Consider the following 18489-nt stretch of genomic DNA (forward strand, 5'->3'; position numbering starts at 1 on the left):
ATCGCCGCGTGGGTGGCCGAGACCTTCACGGCGCGAACCGTCGACGGCGTGACCGTGTACGACCTGAGCAGCGGAGAGCAGGGCTGAGCGATGACCGACACCCGCGAACCCCGGGCCGCCGTGCAGGCCCGGCCCACGGAGCACACGGCGGTGCTCGACGTGGTGGTGCCCGTGCACAACGAGGAGGCCGACCTCGGCCCCTGCGTCCGGAGGCTGCACGCGCACCTCACCGCGCACTTCCCGTACCCGTTCCGGATCACCGTGGCCGACAACGCGAGCGTCGACGGCACGCTCGCGGTGGCCGACGCGCTCGCCGCCGAGCTGCCCGAGGTGGGGGTGCTGCACCTGGACGCCAAGGGGCGGGGCCGGGCGCTCCGGGCCGCCTGGTCGGCCTCCCCGGCGCCGGTGCTGGCGTACATGGACGTGGACCTCTCCACCGATCTGGCGGCGCTGCTGCCGCTGGTCGCCCCGCTCCTCTCCGGGCACTCGGACCTGGCCATCGGCACCCGGCTGGCCCGGACCAGCCGGGTGGTCCGGGGCGCCAAGCGGGAGGTGATCTCGCGCGGCTACAACCTGCTGCTGCGCGGCACCCTCGCGGTCCGCTTCTCCGACGCGCAGTGCGGGTTCAAGGCGATCCGCGCGGACGTGGCGGCCGGGCTGCTGCCGCTGGTGCGGGACACCGGCTGGTTCTTCGACACCGAGCTGCTGGTGCTGGCCCAGCGGGCCGGCCTGCGGATCCACGAGGTCCCGGTGGACTGGGTGGACGACCCGGACAGCCGGGTGGACATCGTGGCCACCGCCCTGGCCGACCTGCGCGGCATCTGGCGGCTGGGCCGGGGCCTGGTCACCGGGGCGCTGCCCTTGGCCGACCTGCGCGCGCAGCTCGGCCGGGCGCCGCTGCACGCGCCGCCGGCCCAGGTGCCCGTCGGGCTGCCCCGGCAGCTCGCCCGCTTCGCGATGGTCGGGGTGGCCAGCACGCTCGCGTACCTGGTGCTGTTCGTGCTGGCCCGCGGCCCGCTCGGGGCGCAACCGGCGAATCTGCTGGCGCTGCTGGTCACGGCGGTGGCCAACACGGCGGCCAACCGGCGGCTCACCTTCGGCGTCACCGGCCGCCGGCACGCCGGCCGGCACCACCTCCAGGGCCTGCTCGCCTTCGCCCTCGGCCTGGCCCTGACCAGCGGTTCCCTGGCGGTGCTGCACGCCACGGCGGGCGCGCCGCCGCGGGCCGTGGAGCTGACCGTCCTGGTCGCCGCCAACCTGGCGGCGACCGCGCTCCGTTTCACCCTGCTCCGCCTCGCCCTGCACCACCGCCCCTGACGGCAGGGATCTTGGCGAGTTTCCGTCCGGCAGGAACGGCAACTCGCCAAGATCCGGAGCGGGAACCGCGCCGCCGCGTGGCAGGGTGGGGGCATGTACCGGGAGGGGCCGGCACCGGGGATCCCGGGTGCCGTGCGGTGGGCGAGCGTCTCGCGCGGCGACGCACCCGTGCGGGTGCTGCCGGACGGGTGCCTGGACCTGCTCTGGTCCAGCCGGTCCGGCCTGCTGGTCGCCGGGCCGGACCGCACCGCGCACCTGTCGGTGGGCGTGCCGGGGGAGCGGTGGGTCGGGCTGCGGCTGCCACCGGGCACCGGACCCGCCGTGTTCGGGTTGCCCGCCGACGAGTTGCGGGACCAGCGGGTGCCCCTCGCCGACCTGTGGGGACGGGCCGCCGCCGACCTGGCCGACCGCATCGAGGCGGCCGACGCCCCACACTTCGGCGCCGGTCGTGCCCGGCACCGAACTCCCGGACGTCCACCGGCCGCCGCGTCCGCCGGTGGCAGCCCACCCGCTCCGGCGCTCGCCGGATGGTCGGGACCGTCCGTCGCCGCCGTGCTGGAGGACGTCGCGCGGGGCCGGTTGCGGGCCGCCGGTGGCCCGGACCCGATCGGGGCGCGGGTCGCCGCCCGACTGGCGGCCGGCGCCACCGTCGCCGCGACCGCCGCCGAGGTCGGCCTGGGCGCGCGGGCCCTGCACCGGCGCAGCCAGCTCCTCTTCGGGTACGGCCCGAAGACCCTCGCCCGTATCCTGCGGATGCGCCGCGCCCTCGACCTGGCGGGCGGCGGGACCCCGCTGGCCGAGGTCGCCGCCCTGGCCGGGTACGCGGATCAGGCCCACCTCACCCGCGAGGTGAAGGAACTGGCCGGCGTCCCACCGACCCACCTGCTGCCGCCCGCCGGCGCCTGAGGCCCGCGGCGGGGGGCCTTCGAGATCTTGGACAGTTGCCGTTCCGCTCGAACGGTAACTGTCCAAGATCGGCGGATCGGTGCGGAGGCGAGCGCCCGGCGGTGGTGGCTCAGTCGGACTTGAGCGGGGCGAACAGGTCGACGCCGTTGCCTTCCGGGTCGAGCAGGACCGCGTAGCGCTGGCCCCAGAAGGCGTCCCACGGTGGCAGGTGGCCGTGGTGGCCGGCGCCGGTCAGCTCGGCGTACCAGCGGTCCACCTCGGCCGGGTCGGCGCAGCGGAAGGCCAGGCTGGCGCGGGGGCCGCCGGTCGCCGGGGCGTGGTCGGGGTCGAAGCTGAGGATCGTCTCGACGGTGTCCCAGGCCAGCCGGACGCCGTTGTCGAGGGTCACCTCCACGTGGGGCTCGCGTTCGGCGCCGGGCGGGATCGGCAGCCCGAGCCGGCGGTAGAAGTCCAGGGTGCGTCCCATGTCGGTGACGACCATCCCGATGAGATCGAACTGCGGTGTCATGCGGCCACGGTAGAGGCCGGCCGGCCTGGCCGTCTTGAACGGATCGGACGGGGGACGAGTCGCCGGTGTGGCCGGCACAATCAGGACCAGGGGCGTACGGTGGGGCAAGTCCGGCTTAGAGCAGTAAAGCTCTCATATCGGGCCGGACTCCGATGACTGGCGAGGGGAAGGAAGCAGCCGTGACGCACCTGGCCTACCTGGACGCGGGATCCGGCAGCCTTATCGTGCAGGCGGTGGTCGGCGGGGTGGCCGGCGTGGCGGTGGCCGCCAAGCTCTACTGGAGACGGCTGGTGGCCCGGTTCCGCCGGCAGCCCACCGACCAGGGCTGACGGGCGTGGGGCTCTCCGACACCGGCCTGCGCGCCGAGCCCGGCTCCTTCCGCGACCCCGGCAACCGGGTCTTCCACCGCGCCGGCGAGGTGCTGCGCGGGCTGGACGAGCGGTCCGCGCGCGACTGGCGCGCCCTGGCCGCCAGCGACTTCTTCCGCGACCTGCTCGCCAACCGGCAGGTCTGCGCCACGGAGGAGCTGTTCCCGACCCCGGTCGACGTGCCCTGGGCCGCGGTGCTGCGCCACGAGCGGATCCCGTTCGTCTCGCACCCCTACGAGTGGTCGTACGGGATGCTCCGCGACGCCGCCCTGCTGCACCTGGAGGTGCTGGGCGCCGCGCTGGCCGCCGGCTTCACCACGAAGGACGGCTCCGCCTACAACGTGCAGTGGCGGGGCGCCCGGCCGGTCTTCATCGACGTCGGCTCGTTCGAGGCGGCCCGCGACGGCGAGCCCTGGGCCGGCTACCGGCAGTTCTGTCAGACGCTGCTCTACCCGCTGCTGCTCCAGGCCCACCTCGGGCTGGACTTCCAGCCCTTCCTGCGGGCCCGGATCGACGGCGTCGAGCCGGACCAGATGCGCCGGCTCTTCGGCGGGGCCCGGCGCTGGCGGGCCGGGGTGCTCACCCACGTGCACCTGCACGGCGCGATGCAGGACCGCAACGCCGGGGCCAGCACCAGCACGGTACGCGCGCAGCTCCGGTCGGCCGGCTACTCGCGCGAGCTGGCCCTGGCCACCGTACGCGGGCTGACGAAGCTGGTCCGCAGGCTGGACCACCGGCCGGGGGACACCCACTGGTCGGACTACCAGCGCACGTGCGCGTACTCGGTGCCCGACCGGCAGGCCAAGGAGCAGTTCGTCGACCGGGCGGTGGCCGCCACCGGGCCGGGCCGGGTGCTCGACCTGGGCGCCAACGACGGCAGCTACGCCCGGATCGCCGCCCGGCACGCCGACCACGTGGTCGCCGTCGAGCAGGATCCGGCGGTGGTGGACGCCCTCTACCGCGCGCTGCGCGACGAGGGGGAGGGGCGGATCCTGCCGCTGGTGATGGACCTGGCCGACCCGTCGCCCGGCGGTGGCTGGCGGGGCGTCGAGCGGGCCGCCTTCGCCGACCGGGCCCGGGCCGACGTGGTGCTCGCCCTGGCCGTGGTGCACCACCTGGCGATCGGCCGGAACGTGCCGCTGCCCGAGGTGCTGGACCAGCTCGTCGCGCTGACCGTGACCGGCGGCAGCCTGGTGGTCGAGTTCGTGCACCCGGAGGACCCGATGGCCCGCCGCCTGCTGGCCAACAAGCCGGACGGGCTCTTCCCCGACTACCGGCGGGAGGTGTTCGAGCCGCTGCTCGCGGCGCGCGGGCGGGTCGTCGGCCGCGCCGAGCTGCCGTCGGGCACCCGCACCCTCTATCAGGTGGTGGTGGGTGGCTGAGGACACGCTCGCGCCGCCACGGACCCCGCCGCCGGCCCCGGACCGGCCCCGGACCTGGGGCCGGCGGCGCTGGCGCGGCGAGGCGGGCCGGCTGCTGGAGGTGGCGGCGCTGGTCGGGCTGGTGGTCACCCAGCCGTTGCTGGACGTGCTCGGCCGCAGCCCGGACTTCTTCCTGTTCCACCGCGCCTCCCGGGCCGACGTGCTGCTCCTGGTGGCGCTGATCGCGATCGCGCCGACCGTGCCGTTCGCCCTGCTCGGCGCGGTCGGCCTGGTCGCCGGACGGCCCGCCCGGGCGGCCGTGCACACGCTGGTCGTGGGGCTGCTGCTGGCCGCGCTCGCGGTGCAGGTCGGCCGGCACGTCACGCCCCTGCGGGGCGTACCCCTGCTGGTGGCGGCGGTGGTGGCCGGCGCCGCCGGAGCGGCCGCCCACCGGCGGTGGCGGGCCCTGGCCCGGGTGCTGCGGGTGGCCGCGGTCGGGCCGCTGGTCTTCGTCGGCCTGTTCGTCTTCGTCTCGCCGGCCTCGGCGGTGGTGCTGCCCCGGGGGCACGGCGGCGCCGCCGGGGTGGCCGGCGCGGGCGCCCACCCGCCGGTGGTCATGATCGTCCTGGACGAGCTGCCGCTGGTCTCCCTGCTCGGTCCGGACCGCAGGATCGATGCCGCGCGCTATCCGCACTTCGCCGAGCTGGCCGCCGGCTCGACCTGGTACCGCAACGCCACCGGCGTCAGCGGCTGGACCCCCTACGCGCTGCCGGCCATGCTCCGCGGGCGCTACCCGGCCGAGCCGATCGCCCCGCACTACTCGCGGTACCCGGACAACCTGTTCACCGCCCTCGGCGGCCTGTACGACATCAAGGCCGAGGAGAGCATCACCCGGCTCTGCCCGCCCAGCCGCTGCGAGCAGCCGGTCAGCCCGCAGCAGGGGCTCGGGGTGCTGGTGCGGGAGAGCGGGAAGCTGCTGGGCCAGGTCACCGCCCCGGTGGACAGCCGGATCGACCCGGAGGACTCCTACCGGGAGCAGACCCGCGCCGAGGCGGGGCTGGACGCTGCCGAGCCGGTGCCGAACGACCCGAAGTTCCGCTGGGACACCCTCGACGACAACCAGCCGGCCCGGTTCACCACCTTCCTCGCCGGCCTGCGCCCCGCCGACCGGCCCACGCTGCACTTCCTGCACCTGCTCATGCCGCACTCGCCCTGGGTCTACCTGCCGTCCGGGGCGCACTACGCGGCCCCCGAGGACCTGCCCAGCGACGGGACCGGGTGGGTGGACCTGGCCCGGGCCCGGCACCTCGCCCAGCTCGGCTACACCGACCGGCTGATCGGCGAGACGCTGCGCACCCTGCGCGCCACCGGCCTCTACGACAAGGCGCTCGTGGTGGTCACCGCCGACCACGGGGTGAGCTTCCGCAAGGACTGGCAGGGCCGGGGGCTGGACGCCATCACCCACGCGCCCGACCAGGTCGCCTGGGTGCCGATGTTCCTGAAGGAACCCGGCCAGCGGACCGGTCGGGTCGACGACCGGAACTGGCAGCACGTCGACCTGCTGCCGACGATCGCCGACGAGACCCACATGCGGATCCCCTGGCGGATGGAGGGCCGGCCGGCGAGCCAGGCCCCGCGCGACACCTCCGACAAGCGCTTCTACGACACGCCCGGCCAGCCGCTCACGTTCCCCGGCGGGGTCCCGTCCCCGCCCGCGCCACCCGCCCCCGACCCGCTGGTGGGCACCCGGGTCGGCGAGAAACCACCCGGGGGTACGGCGACGGTGGGCAACCTCGCCGCGTTCCGCGACGTCGACCCGGCGCGCGGCGAGCTGCCCGCGCTGGTCTGGGGGTCCGTGCCCGCCTCGGTGCCGGACGGGACGCGGCTCGCCGTGGCGGTGAACGGCACCGTGGGCGCGGTCGTCCCGGTGGTCCCGCCGGATCACGCCGGCCGGCGGTTCGCCGCCCTTCTCCCCGACGACCGGCTCTTCGCCGCCGGGGCCAACCGCCTCGATCTCTACCGGGTGGGCGCCGACGGGGCGCTGAGCAGGCTCACCCTCTCGTGATCATCCGCAGGATCGCCGGGTAGCCTTCCCAGCTCGGGGTGGTCGCGCTTCCACCGGGTTTCCGAGTCGGCAAGTCGGGAATCGGGTGACGCATACCTCACCACCGAACCATGACGAGCGGTGTCCTCCCCACCGTGATTACGGTAAAAGCGAAGGCAACTCAACGAAGATCTTGCCGGCGAAGCGAGGAACAGATGACGGAAGTCAAGCTCGACCACCCCGGTGGGCAGCTGTCGATGCCGGTGCAGTCCGCGGTCGAGGGGCCCGCCGGAATCGGGGTGGGCAAGCTGCTGAAGGAAACCGGGATGACGACGTACGACCCCGGTTTCGTGAACACGGCGTCCTGCTCGTCCGCGATCACCTACATCGACGGTGACGCGGGCATCCTGCGGTACCGCGGCTACCCGATCGAGCAGCTGGCCGAGAAGTCCTCCTTCCTGGAGGTCTCCTACCTGCTGATCTACGGTGAGCTGCCGACCCAGACCCAGCTCACCGAGTTCAGCGAGCGGGTCCGCCGGCACTCGCTGCTGCACGAGGAGATGCGCCGCTTCTTCGACGGCTTCCCCCGCGACGCGCACCCGATGGCCGTGCTCTCCTCGGCCGTGAGCGCGATCTCGACCTTCTACCAGGACAGCCTGGACCCGTTCGACTCCGACCACGTCGAGATGTCCACGGTGCGGCTGATGGCGAAGGTCCCCACCATCGCCTCGTACGCCTACAAGAAGTCGATCGGCCAGCCGCTGCTCTACCCGGACAACTCGCTGGGCTACGTCGAGAACTTCCTGCGGATGACCTTCGGCGTGCCGGCCGAGCCGTACGAGGTCGACCCGGTGATGGCCCGCGTGCTGGACATGCTGTTCATCCTGCACGCCGACCACGAGCAGAACTGCTCCACCTCGACCGTCCGGCTGGTCGGCTCCAGCAACGCCAACCTGTTCGCCTCGGTCTCGGCCGGCGTGAACGCGCTGTTCGGCCCGCTGCACGGCGGCGCCAACCAGGCCGTGCTGGAGATGCTCCAGAAGATCCAGGCCGACGGCGGCGACGTCCGTACCTTCGTGCAGAAGGTCAAGGACAAGCAGGACGGCGTGAAGCTGATGGGCTTCGGCCACCGGGTCTACAAGAACTACGACCCGCGCGCCGCCATCGTGAAGAAGGCCGCGCAGGACGTGCTCGGCCGGATGGCCAAGCCGGACCCGCTGCTGGACCTCGCCATGCAGCTGGAGGAGATCGCCCTCGCCGACGACTTCTTCGTCTCGCGCCGGCTCTACCCGAACGTGGACTTCTACACCGGCCTGATCTACAAGGCCATGGGCTTCCCGACGAAGATGTTCACGGTGCTGTTCGCCCTGGGCCGGCTCCCCGGCTGGATCGCCCAGTGGCGCGAGATGATCAACGACCCGGAGACCAAGATCGGCCGCCCGCGGCAGATCTACACCGGCTACGCCGAGCGGGACTACGTCCCCGCCGCGCAGCGCTGAGCCCGGTCCTGACGGCGAAGGCCGCCGACCCGTGCGGGTCGGCGGCCTTCGTGTTTGCGCGACGGTGCGTCAGCCCACCAGGGAACGCAGCGGGATCTGCGCCTCCCGGAGGGCGCCCACCAGGTCACGCAGGAACGGGTGCTCGTCGGCCTGCAGGCCGGCCGGATTCGGGATCACCAGGTAGGCCGACCCGTCCACCACGGAGACCCGGGCCGTGTCGGTGTACCGGGCGGTGACCGCTTCGGCGCGACCCCGGTCACCGGCCGCCACCTCGACCGTGATCGGGCGCCACCCGCCGCCCAGGTCGTCCGCCACCGGCTGGGCCGCCGCGGCCGCCCGGGCGGGGTCGACACCGGGCGTCCGCCGCGCGGCGCCGCGGTCCGCCGCCGCACCCGACGGGTAGAGCAGGGCGTTGGCCACCAGGTGCAGCCCGTTCTCGTTGTACGCCCGGAAGAGCGGGTTGAACGCGAACAGTACGGCCCGGCCGGCGCCGGTGGGCTCGTCCACCAGGGCGACCGTGCCCTTCAACACCTCGCTGCGCGTGGTGTAGCCGTTCGCCCAGAAGGTGTCGTCGAACGGGTAGCTGAGGACGTTGGTGCCGGTGCTGCTCGGGTTCAGAATCGAGTCGCTGTTGTTGAACTCGAAGTCCTCCGCCGGCCGGCCCAGCGCGACCGGGCTGCTGCGGTCGACGTCGACCCGCAGGTGCGAGCCGATCATCCGGTAGTCCGCCGGCTTCGCCTTCTCGGTGGTCGACGTGAGGCCGGCGGCCCGGGCCATCCGGGTGCCCTCGTTGCGCAGGCCGAGGTAGGTGTGGCCCTGCGCGATCCAGTTCCGCAGGTTGGCCTGCCCGGCGGCGGTGAGCCCGCCGGTCGAGCTGCTGCCGTCCGGCACGAGCAGCACGGTCCGCTCGGTGAACGCCGGGGTGTTGTCGTTGATGTCGGCGGTGGTCACCGGCGTGAGGTCGAGCCCCCACCGCTTGCCGAGCACATACCGGGCCTCGCCGTGCGAGCCGGAGGTGGTGGAGATGCCGGTGCCCTGGAACAGCCCGACATCGGGCAGGTCCACCGGGCTCCCGGCGGCCGGCGCGCCGCTCGGGCTCAGGGTCACCCCGAGCGACCGGGCCAGCCGGTCGACCTCCTGGGTCAGGCTCTTGGCGGGGAAGCCCACCACGCTGGTGTCGAGGTCACGGACGAGCGGCACGCCCCGGCCGAGCAGCCGGAAGGTGAGTTCGGCCGCCGCCGCCGAGTCCAGCGGGTACGCGTACGACCCCTTCGCCCCGGCCGCCGAGGCCCTGCCACCGGTGATCTCCCGGACCAGTTTGGCGTGCGGCCGGACGTCGTCGCCGGTGTAGATGGTGTCCACGCCCATGAGCAGCGGGTTGCTCCAGGACGACACGTCGTAGAAGTAGGGGAACGGCACGTACGGGTCCTCGCCCATGATCGCCTGGATCCAGTGCTTCTGCGGCTGGTCCATCGGGATCCAGTACGCGCCGACCGGCACGGTGACGTCGGTCGCGGTGCGTCCGCCGAAGACCCGGGCGGTGGGCACCTTCGTCGGCTTGGTCACCTCGTAGACCTCGACGTCCATCCGGCGCAGCCGCTCGACCAGTTGGCGCACGTCGCCGAGCTGCCGGTCGGGGAGCAGGAAGTACGAGCGGATCGTGATGTCCGGCACCGGGAACTGGACGCTGTTGGTCGGCTGGACCACCTCGTTCGGCTCCAGCGCCCCGGCCCGGCCCTCGGCGAGCGCGTCCGTCCAGATCTTGTAGTAGCCGGTCAGCACCTCGTGCTTGTTCGCGGCGGCCCACCCGAGGGTGGACCACTGGGTGTGGAACTGCTGCTGGACCCGGTCGGCCACCGCCGACGCGCTGCCCTTCTCGAAGGTCATGCCGGCGGCGCCGAAGCCGGCCGCCGGGACGGTGTCGCCGTAGCCCATGAAGAACAGGTCGTACGTCGCGTAGTTGAAGTAGCACTCGGTGGTGACGGCGCCGCCGCAGGCGCCGTTGAAGCCGAAGCCGGCCTTGTTGGCCTCGCCGATCCGGTTGATCCAGTCGACGTTCTCGCCGGCGATCTCGTGGTGGATCGGGTCGGCGTTGGGCGGGAAGAAGTACTGCCGGCCGCCCATCTCGTGCGCGTCGACGAAGACCTGCGGCGGGTACTGCCGCAGGAGCTCGATCTTGCCGTCGGTCTCCTGCTGGGTGCGGGCGAACCAGTCCCGGTTCATGTCGAAGCCGTACTCGTTCTGCCGCCGGTTGGCGTCGCGACCGTCCGGGTTCTGAGTCGGCACGATGACGGTGACCAGGTTGTCGTTCCGTTCGGCGACCGCGCAGGACAGCCCCGACGCCAGCTCGTACAGGGTCTTGAGCGCGGCGTCCGTGCCGCTCTTCTCCCCGCCGTGCACGTTCCCGGCCACCCAGACGATGGCCGGGCGGTCGGCCGCGGTCTCGGCGGCCTTCCTCGGCTTCGTCCGGCGCGGGTCCCGCAGGTCGCGGATGTCGTCGGCGATCTGCCGCAGCGCGCCCGGCCGGACGTGCCGCTCGTTGGAGACGATGGCGTACGGCAGCGGCTGGCCGAGCACGCTCGTCGCCAGGACGCCGGTGACCACGCGGTCGGAGGCCGTGTCGACGGCCTTCAGGTAGCCACGGACCTCGTCGTTGGTGACGACCCGCTCCTGGCCCGTGCCGAGCGGGAAGCCCAGCGCGGACTCGGGGCTGGGCACGGTGGACAGCCGCGCGGCAGGGTCGTTGCTGCAACTGGGGGGCGTGGGGGCGGCGCCGGCCGGCGCGCCTCCGAGCAACGGCGTCAGACCGGCGAGCAGCAGCAGCGCGGCGACACCGGCCGTTCTTCTCGGGTGGACCGCCCTGAGCGGGCGCTTCGACAGGCGCATGGTGAATGCCTCGTTTCACTCGGCGGGAGATCAAGCGAGCTGGATCGAAACGTATCGACCTGCGGTTTCCTGGGGCAAGACTCGGTTCGTGCGGTCAGTGGGCGCGGTGCCCGCCCTCGCCACCGGTGGTGGGCAGGCTGCCGAGCACGTGGTTGATGATGTGGATCCGCGCACCGGCGACCTGGTAGTCGGCGCACACGGTGTCGGCCTGGTCGGCCAGGCGGGCGTTACCCCCACCCCCGGTGACGGTCAGGGTGGTGCCGGCGAGCGTGGTGACCGTGCCGGCACTCACCAGGTCGGACAGCGACAGCGACCCGGCGACGAGGTGTTCGCGGAGCAGACCGCGGAGCTTGTCCCGGTCGGCCACGAGGAGTTGGTCCAGGTTGTCCTCGGAGAACTTGGCCGCGAACGCGTCGTCGCTCGGGGCCAGGATGGTCACCCCCGAGCCGCCGTGCAGGTCGGCGGACATGCCGGACGCCCGCACCGCTGCCTCGAACGTGGTGAGGACGGGCAGCCACTGCAGAGCCGCCTCGGCCGGCTGACCGGCCAGCGCCGCCGGATTGCCGGGCTCGCTGCCGGACGGCAGCAGGTCGCACAGCGGGCCGCTCACGACGGGTGCCGCCTTCGGAGCGGCGCCGCCGGCCGCGGCCGGCGAAGGGGTGCCGGCGCCGGAGCAGCCCGTGCCGGTGAGCGCCAGGGACAGCGCGACCGCGGCGAGCGCAGCGGTCCGCCGGCGGGCCGGCCACCGGAGCCGGGGGAGGGATCGGGATCGCGGGGGGATGACGGGCCGTTCCACGGCGTTCTCCGCTCGGGTCGGGTCGTACCGGCAGGCCCGGGAGGCCGGACCTGCCGGTACGACGGTCAGCGGGTCAGAGGGTCGCGCACTGGCCCGACTTCGGGCCCGTCGCCGAGTTGCCCAGCTCCAGGTCGACCGGGGCCGCGCTGTTGCCGTCACAGCGCAGCGGGCCGGTGACCGTGTTGGCGGCCAGCAGCGGCGCGTCGCCCCGGTTGCCGGACACGTCGACCGGACCCTCGACCGTGGTGTCGACGACCACCACGGGCCCGGTGCCCTGCGCGATCCGGACCGGGCCGGTGACCTTCGTGTCGGTCAGGAACACGCCGGCGGCGCCGGCGGCGTCCACCGGGCCGGTGATCGACGAGCCGGTGGCGACCAGTGTGCCGCCGGCCCGCACCCGGACCGGACCGGTCACCGTGGCGTCCCGCAGGCAGGTGAAGCCGGAAACCACCAGCGGACCGCTCCGCGGGCCGGTCACCGTCGGGTACACCCGCTCGGCGTCGACCAGCTTCTCCACCGCCTGCCCGTCGAGCAGCAGCGGGATCAGACCCCGCTCGGGCTGGGCGAGGGGCACCACGTACCCGTCGGCGACCTTGACCACCTTCCAGCCGTGCGCGGCGAGCCGCTGCGCGACGGTGGTCCGCTGGCCGGCCGGGCCGTCGGTGCGCTCGCCGTGGTACTGCTCCTCGGTGAGCCGGTAGGCGCACGGCACGTCGGTGAGGATCTGGTCGGCGCGCGGGGCGTCCAGGGGCGGCGGGGCCTCACCCGGGTGCGGCGACGGGTACGCCGCGATCGGCCGGGAGCCGCGGAAGACGATCCGGCCGGTGTTCGACACCTGGAAGGTGATCCCGTCGGCCCGCGCCGAGGTGATCTCCTTGAGGTTCGCCCGGTGGTAGTCGAGGAACTGCTGGAACGTCCACAGCGCCGAGAACGTCTTGCGCCGCCGGTTGTTCGCCGTGTTGCCCTCGTCCGGCCGGGTCGTGCCGCCGGAGCTGCGCAGCTCCAGCAGGGAGTTCACCACGTTCTTGAGCCCCAGGGTGTTGCGCAGGATGGTCTCCTCGCTCAGCCCCACGTTCCCGCCGCCGTTGCAGCCGTACGGGCAGGGCCACCAGCCGTCCTTCGCGCCCTGGGTGTACATGTGACCCTCGATCATGTGCTGCGACTCGTCGAAGATCGGCTGGGCGACGTTCTGGTGCCGCGGCGGCAGCATCGGCAGGTCGCCGGCGCTGGAGTTGCCGAACTCGTGCCCGTCGTAGCCGGCCACCGGCCGGTAGTCGCGCAGCATCCGCATCAGCGCGAAGGTCTCCGGCTGGCGGATCAGCGAGTAGTCCCGGTTGAGGTCCTGGCCGGTGGAGTTGCCCCGGGTGTTGGCCGCCCGGCCGTCCCCGTTGATGGTGGGCACGATCAGGACGGTGGTGTGCGACAGCAGGTCGAGCGTCCGCGGGTCGTCGCTGAAGGCCAGCTGGCGCGCCATGATCAGGCAGGCTTCCCGGTCACCGGGCTCGTTGCCGTGCACGTTGCAGTTGACCATCAGCGGCGAGGTCGCGGCCACCGCCGCCGGGGTGGCCGGCGGGGTGGGGTAGCCGATGACGAACATGTTGATCGGGCGGCCGAGCGCGGTCCGGCCGATCTCGGTCACCCGGACCCGGTCGCTCGCCTCGTCGACCGCCGCGGTGTACGCGTACTCGTTGACGTCGCTGGTGTACTGGGCCGCGAGGGTGGTCTCCCACTGGGTCCGGAGGTTCTGGCCCGGCACGGCGGGGTCGCCCCAGGGGGCCCGGGTGGTGCCGGCCACCGGCGCCGAGTACGGCTCGGCCGTGGTGCCGACGCGGGCGCGGACCCGCCACTGGAACCGGGTGCCCGGGTTGAACCCGGCGTCGGCGAAGGTGGGCGAGGAGTTGTTGATCTGGCGGTTCGGCCGCCAGACGCCGGTGATGACCGCCGGTCCGGCCGCCGTGTCGTCGGCGGCGACCGGGGTGCGCTCGATCTGGTAGTCGGTGGCGCCCTCGACCGGCGTCCAGGCGAGGGTGGCGTAGCCGTCGCCCTGCACGACCGTCAGGCCCTGGACCTGGTTCGGCTCGGCCGGGTCGGCCTGTGCGGGAAGGGGTCCCGCGAAAGCCGCCAGGCTGGCGGCGAGCAGGGCGGAGAGGATGGCCGTCGTCCGTCTGTCTCTCATGGATGCTCCAGAACAGGTGGGATGACTCGGTCCGCACAGCCAACGCGAGCCGACCCGTCCCTGGTCGACGGTCAGCGATTTCTTGAGGTGGATCTGAGGATCCGCGGCTCAGGCCGGCCGGAGCCGGTAGCCCACCCCGCGCACGGTCTCCACGAGGCCGGCGTCGTCGAGCTTGCCCCGCAGGGCCGCGACGTGGACGTCGAGGGTGTGCCCGGCGCCCCAGGTGGTCTGCCAGACGTCCATGAGCAGCCGTTCCCGGGGCACCACCGTCCCGGCCTGCCGGGCCAGCGCCATCAGCAGCGCGAACTCCTTGCGGGTCAGGACGACCTCCCGGTCGCCGAGCCAGACCCGCCGGGCGTTGAGGTCCAGCCGCAGGTCGCCGACCTCCAGCGCCGCCTCGATCCGGGCGGTGCGCGCCGCGCGGCGCATCACCGCCTCGATCCGGGCCTGCAGCTCGGCCATCGAGAACGGCTTCACCACGTAGTCGTCGGCGCCGGCCCGCAGCCCCGCCACCCGATCCCGCTCGTCGCCGCGGGCGGTCACCGCGATGATCGCGATGTCCTCGTTGTGCCGGCGGATCTCCCGGCACGGTGCCAGCCCGTCCCGGTCGGGCAGGTTGAGGTCGAGCAGCATGAGGTCCACCGGCCCGGCCTCGACCGCCTCCGACGCGGTCGTGGCCGTGATGACCGAGTTGCCCCGGCGGCGCAGCGCGGCGGCGAGCGCGGACGCGACTCTCAGGTCGTCCTCCACCAGAAGCACCCGCACCGCGTCTCCTCGAACCTCGTTGTCACAGGTTCACGCGAGTCTGTCCGATCCGAGCCGGCCGCGACCAGCCCGAACGGAAGATCACGACCGGAAGATCATGCAGGTCGAGCCGTCGGGCGGATTCCGCGAAGCCGTCAATCGCGGTCCGCGACCTGCGATCTTGGCGAGTTGCCGTTCGCCACGAACGCCCGGTCGCCAAGATCGCGCGGGTCCTCGCGAGACACGCCGCGAGCCCGCCTCAGGAGTTGTCCGCCGCCCGGAGATGGAGCGGGAGGACGAACGCGGTGGTGACCGCCAGCTCCCGGTCGAGCACCTCGTCGCGGGGGACGAAGACCATGGCGCGGCCCTCGCCGAGCACCACGTCCTCCTGACGCGCCTCGGTCGTGCCGTGGAAGACGTGGACCGTCACCGTGTGCGGGAAGCCCTCCTCATAGGGGCGCGGGCCGGTCCAGAGGGGATGCAGCTCGCCCGCGGTCAGGCCGGTCTCCTCCAGCAGTTCCCGGCGGGCGGCCTCCTCCGGCGTCTCGCCGGGCTCGATGTGGCCGCCGGGCAGGCCCCACTGGTTCGGCGAGACGGGCGCGTGCTCGTCGCGGTGCTGCAGGAGAACGGCGCCGGAGGGGTCGACGAGCAGGACGAGCGCTATGTCGTAGCTGGCCATCGCGGAATCATTCCACGGCGGCATCCTCGGCGCGGGGCCGTCGGCGCGGGTCTTCCGGTCAGCCGGAGCCAGCCGGCCCACTAGCATGAGTCCGGTGCCGGAGGAGTTCATCGCTGACGACCACCTGGCCGCATTTCTGCGAACCGCGCGGGCCCAGCCGACCGTCGGCGAACCGGACATGGCGACGTTACGTCAGGCGTCCCGCACCCGGGCCGCGGCGCGTACGCCGGGACCGGACGTCCCGACCGCCGACACGACGATGGCGGGTGTCCCGGTACGGGTCTACGAGCCGGGCGCCGGCCCGGTGGTCGTCTACCTCCACGGCGGCGGGTTCGTCCTGGGAGATCTCGACACGCATGACGCGCAGGTGCGGCGGCTCGCCGTGGCGACGGCCGCGTCGGTGGTCGCGCTCGACTATCGACGCGCGCCGGAACATCCCTGGCCCGCGGCGGTCGACGACGCGGTGGGGGTGGTCAGGCGGGTCGCCGGGGACGGGACACCGGTTGCGGTGGCCGGGGACTCGGCGGGCGGCCTCATCGCGATCCTGGCGGCGCTGCGGCTGCGCGACGAGGTTTCCCTGCTGGCGCAGCTGCTGGTCTGCCCGAACGCCGATCCCACGCTCCGGTGTCCGAGCGTCGAGGACAAGGGGCGCGGCTGGCTGCTCGATGCCGACACCCTTCGTCGATGGGTCGCGATGTGGCTGCCCGATCCCGACACCCGCGACTCGCCGTTGGCCAATCCGCTCGTCGCGGACCTGCGAGGCCTGCCGCCGGCCGTCGTCGTGACCGCCGAGCACGATCCGCTGCGCGACGAGGGTGAGGCCTACGCCGTGCGCCTGCGGGCCGCTGGCGTGCCGGTGACGCACCGACGTGAGCCCGGACTGATCCACAACTTCCCGACCCTGCGGGACGTGTCACCAGCCGCTGCCGCGGCGGAGGACCGTTTCCTCCGGGACGCCGCGCTGTTGTTGGGCCGGCGGTCCCGCTGATCCTCCGTGGCCGGCGCGCAGCCGGGCGTACCACTGGTCACCGGACGCCCAGATGCCTGCCTAGGGAGAAGCCGGCGTCGGTGTAGCCGTGCCGACGGTAGAAGCGCACCGCACCGACGTTGCGGTGGTGGATGCCGGCCGACAGGTAGGTGATGCCTCGGTCGGTTGCCCACCGTTCGGCCGCCTCCAGCAACGCTGCTCCCACCCCGAGCCCCCTCGCATCGGGCAGCACCACCGTGTGCACCTGCGCCGAAGGTTCGGGACGCAGGATCTGATGCTCCGGCGGATCGGGTTGCGACAACACCTCGATCATTCCGACCACCCGGCCGTCATGAGCCTCGGCGACGAGAACACCGCCCCGCCCCGCCTCGTCGGCCAGCACGGCCGTGAAGTGGCGCACCACCGCCTCAGGCTGCGGAAGGCGGTAGACGTCAGGGTCGAGAGCGAGGTGCGCCTCGGCGTTGGCCAGGCGCAACCCCACCAGTGAGGCAACATCCGCCAGGCTCGCCGGCCGCACCGTCAGCCCCACCTCCCGCATGCTCGCGATCCTAGGGCCGACGCCGCAGCCTCAGGGGACCTGTCATGTCCGGCAGGGCGGGGCTCAGTCCATGTCGGGTCGCTTTTCAGCGATCCACTTCTCGACGTCCTCGGCGAGCCAGACGTTGCCCATCTGGAGCATGGCAACGGGCTCGGGGAAGTCCCGGCGGCTGGTGATCTGGTACGCCTGCGGCCGCCGCCCCACGGGAGGGGCGGCGGCCGTCGTGGCTCGGGTCAGCGCAGGCCGGCGGCCGCGAGCAGGTTGCCCTCGGGCAGGGCGGGCAGGGTCCGGCCGGCGGCCATCCGCTGCTCCGCCCGGGCGGCCGTGAACGCGGGATCGCCTGCGATGGCGGACGCGTACGCGGCGGCCGTGCGCGACGCGATGGCGGACCAGCCGTACTGGTCGTGGACCATGGCGCGGGCGCGCCGGGCCAGCAGCCGGGCCCGGTCCCGGTCGGAGAGCAGCGCGTGGACCGCCTCGGCGAGCCCGTCGGGGTCCTGCGGCGCGAAGGTCAGTCCGGTGACGCCCGGCTCGACGATCTCGGCCAGCCCGCCGGTGCGGGACACCGCGAGGGGCGCGCCGGCCGCCGCGCCCTCCAGGGCCACCATGCCGAACGGCTCGTAGATGCTGGGCACCGCGAAGCAGTCCGAGGCGGCCATCACGGCGGGCAGGTCGGTGCCGCCGAGGAAGCCGGGCATGCTGACCGTGCCGCCCAGCCCGAGCCGGTGCACCTCGGCTTCCAGGGTCGCCCGGTACGGGCCGTCGCCGACGATCACCGCGCGCAGCCCGGGGTGCCGGTCGCGCAGCCGGGGCAGCCCGGCGAGCAGGTGCTGCACGCCCTTCTCGTAGACCAGCCGGCCGGCGAAGGTGACCAGCGGGCCGTCCCCGGCGAACCGGGCCCGGGCCGCGGCGACGGCCGAGCCGGGCACCCGCCAGCGGTGCGGTTCCACCCCGTTGGGCACCACGTCGACCCGGGCGGGGTCCACCCCGAACAGCGCGCCCACCTCGTCGCGCATGTAGCCGGAGCAGACGATCACCCGGCCCGACTCGGTGGCCAGCCAGTGTTCGACGCCGTGGATGGTGCGGTTCATCTCCTCGGGCAGCCAGCCCTGGTGCCGGCCGGCCTCGGTGGCGTGGATGGTGCTGACCAGCGGTACGTCCAGGTGCTCGCGCAGGGTCATGGCGGTGTGCGCGACCAGCCAGTCGTGGGCGTGGATGACGTCGTACGCGCCGGACTCGGTGGCGCGCAGGGCGGCCCGGGTGAGGGTGTGGTTGAACGCCATGGTCCAGGCCAGCAGCGAGCCGGTCGCGAGGGGGAAGGTGACCGGGTCCTCGGCGGCGCGGACGATCCGCACGCCGTCGGCGTACTCCTCCAGCGGCGCGCCGTCGGCGTGCCGGGTGACGACGGTGACCTCGTGGCCGGCGGCGGCCAGGGCGACGGAGAGCGCGTGCACGTGGCGGCCGAGGCCACCGACGAGCACCGGCGGGTACTCCCACGACAGCATGAGGATGCGCCGCGTCCGGGGCGGCACGCCGGGCTGCGGCGGGATGGTGGGGCGGGAGGTGAGGGTGGGCCGGTGGGTCCGGTCCGTCGCGGTGGCGGGCTGCGCGCCGACCCGCAGGGTGGTCACATCGATCTCCGTCCATGCATGCTGGTACGCGCCGACGTCACTGGCGGC

At 73.6% G+C, this 18489-nt stretch carries 16 protein-coding genes; 7 read left to right on the top strand and 9 right to left on the bottom strand.

All coding sequences use genetic code 11. The features are described from left to right. The first annotated feature begins 90 nt into the window (after positions 1-90). Complete coding sequence (locus tag ACQP12_RS12565) at positions 91-1317, top strand: glycosyltransferase (RefSeq protein ID WP_433287643.1); 1227 nt, start codon at positions 91-93, stop codon at positions 1315-1317. A gap of 93 nt (positions 1318-1410) precedes the next feature. Further along, complete coding sequence (locus ACQP12_RS12570; RefSeq protein ID WP_433287645.1) at positions 1411-2223, top strand: helix-turn-helix domain-containing protein; 813 nt, start codon at positions 1411-1413, stop codon at positions 2221-2223. A 109-nt stretch (positions 2224-2332) separates the two neighbouring features. Here ACQP12_RS12570 and ACQP12_RS12575 read toward each other — a convergent pair whose 3' ends face one another. Next, positions 2333-2731 carry a VOC family protein gene (locus ACQP12_RS12575; RefSeq protein WP_433287647.1) on the bottom strand — a complete coding sequence of 133 codons (399 nt, stop codon included), beginning with the start codon at positions 2729-2731 and terminating at the stop codon, positions 2333-2335. Between the two features lie 179 nt (positions 2732-2910). Between ACQP12_RS12575 and ACQP12_RS12580 the strand changes: the two genes are divergently transcribed. From ACQP12_RS12580 to ACQP12_RS12595, 4 genes are all read left to right on the top strand, one after another. Beyond that, complete coding sequence (locus tag ACQP12_RS12580; protein ID WP_167364301.1) at positions 2911-3060, top strand: hypothetical protein; 150 nt, start codon at positions 2911-2913, stop codon at positions 3058-3060. 5 nt (positions 3061-3065) lie between these two features. After that, the gene (locus ACQP12_RS12585; protein WP_433287649.1) at positions 3066-4481 is read left to right on the top strand and encodes a class I SAM-dependent methyltransferase; all 1416 of its coding nucleotides are present in this window, start codon (positions 3066-3068) and stop codon (positions 4479-4481) included. Continuing rightward, positions 4474-6525, top strand: a complete 2052-nt coding sequence (locus ACQP12_RS12590) for a sulfatase-like hydrolase/transferase (protein ID WP_433287651.1) — start codon at positions 4474-4476, stop codon at positions 6523-6525. The genes ACQP12_RS12585 and ACQP12_RS12590 overlap by 8 nt, the downstream gene beginning before the upstream one ends. Positions 6526-6719: 194 nt before the next feature. Then, a complete protein-coding gene (locus ACQP12_RS12595; protein ID WP_357944809.1) occupies positions 6720-8003 on the top strand; it encodes a citrate synthase in 1284 nt (427 codons plus the stop codon). Between the two features lie 69 nt (positions 8004-8072). Here the strand turns inward: ACQP12_RS12595 and ACQP12_RS12600 are convergent, their stop codons facing one another. From ACQP12_RS12600 to ACQP12_RS12620, 5 genes are all read right to left on the bottom strand, one after another. After that, positions 8073-10889: a M14 family zinc carboxypeptidase gene (locus tag ACQP12_RS12600; RefSeq protein ID WP_433287654.1), complete on the bottom strand. Its 2817-nt coding sequence runs from the start codon at positions 10887-10889 to the stop codon at positions 8073-8075. Positions 10890-10983: 94 nt separating this feature from the next. Next, positions 10984-11685 (bottom strand): fasciclin domain-containing protein, encoded by a 702-nt coding sequence (locus tag ACQP12_RS12605; protein ID WP_433287656.1) that lies wholly within the window; start codon positions 11683-11685, stop codon positions 10984-10986. Positions 11686-11758: 73 nt separating this feature from the next. Beyond that, positions 11759-13861: a M14 family zinc carboxypeptidase gene (locus ACQP12_RS12610; RefSeq protein WP_433287658.1), complete on the bottom strand. Its 2103-nt coding sequence runs from the start codon at positions 13859-13861 to the stop codon at positions 11759-11761. A gap of 108 nt (positions 13862-13969) precedes the next feature. Continuing rightward, entirely contained in the window at positions 13970-14626 is a 657-nt protein-coding gene (locus ACQP12_RS12615; RefSeq protein WP_433287660.1) for a response regulator transcription factor, read from the bottom strand. A gap of 238 nt (positions 14627-14864) precedes the next feature. Next, positions 14865-15284: an NUDIX hydrolase gene (locus ACQP12_RS12620; RefSeq protein WP_433287662.1), complete on the bottom strand. Its 420-nt coding sequence runs from the start codon at positions 15282-15284 to the stop codon at positions 14865-14867. A gap of 304 nt (positions 15285-15588) precedes the next feature. On the opposite strand from ACQP12_RS12620, the gene ACQP12_RS12625 reads away from it, so the two are divergent. Further along, positions 15589-16272: an alpha/beta hydrolase gene (locus ACQP12_RS12625; protein ID WP_433287664.1), complete on the top strand. Its 684-nt coding sequence runs from the start codon at positions 15589-15591 to the stop codon at positions 16270-16272. A gap of 37 nt (positions 16273-16309) precedes the next feature. Here the strand turns inward: ACQP12_RS12625 and ACQP12_RS12630 are convergent, their stop codons facing one another. The 3 genes from ACQP12_RS12630 to ACQP12_RS12640 form a co-directional block, all read right to left on the bottom strand. Beyond that, positions 16310-16810: an N-acetyltransferase family protein gene (locus ACQP12_RS12630; RefSeq protein ID WP_433287666.1), complete on the bottom strand. Its 501-nt coding sequence runs from the start codon at positions 16808-16810 to the stop codon at positions 16310-16312. 63 nt (positions 16811-16873) lie between these two features. Continuing rightward, positions 16874-17014 (bottom strand): DNA-binding protein, encoded by a 141-nt coding sequence (locus ACQP12_RS12635; protein ID WP_433287668.1) that lies wholly within the window; start codon positions 17012-17014, stop codon positions 16874-16876. Between the two features lie 29 nt (positions 17015-17043). Then, positions 17044-18441 carry a glycosyltransferase family 4 protein gene (locus ACQP12_RS12640; protein ID WP_357944827.1) on the bottom strand — a complete coding sequence of 466 codons (1398 nt, stop codon included), beginning with the start codon at positions 18439-18441 and terminating at the stop codon, positions 17044-17046. Between the last annotated feature and the right edge of the window lie 48 nt (positions 18442-18489).

The organism is Micromonospora sp. CA-244673 (assembly GCF_050948395.1).
In the GTDB taxonomy this organism is placed as follows: Bacteria; Actinomycetota; Actinomycetes; order Mycobacteriales; family Micromonosporaceae; genus Micromonospora.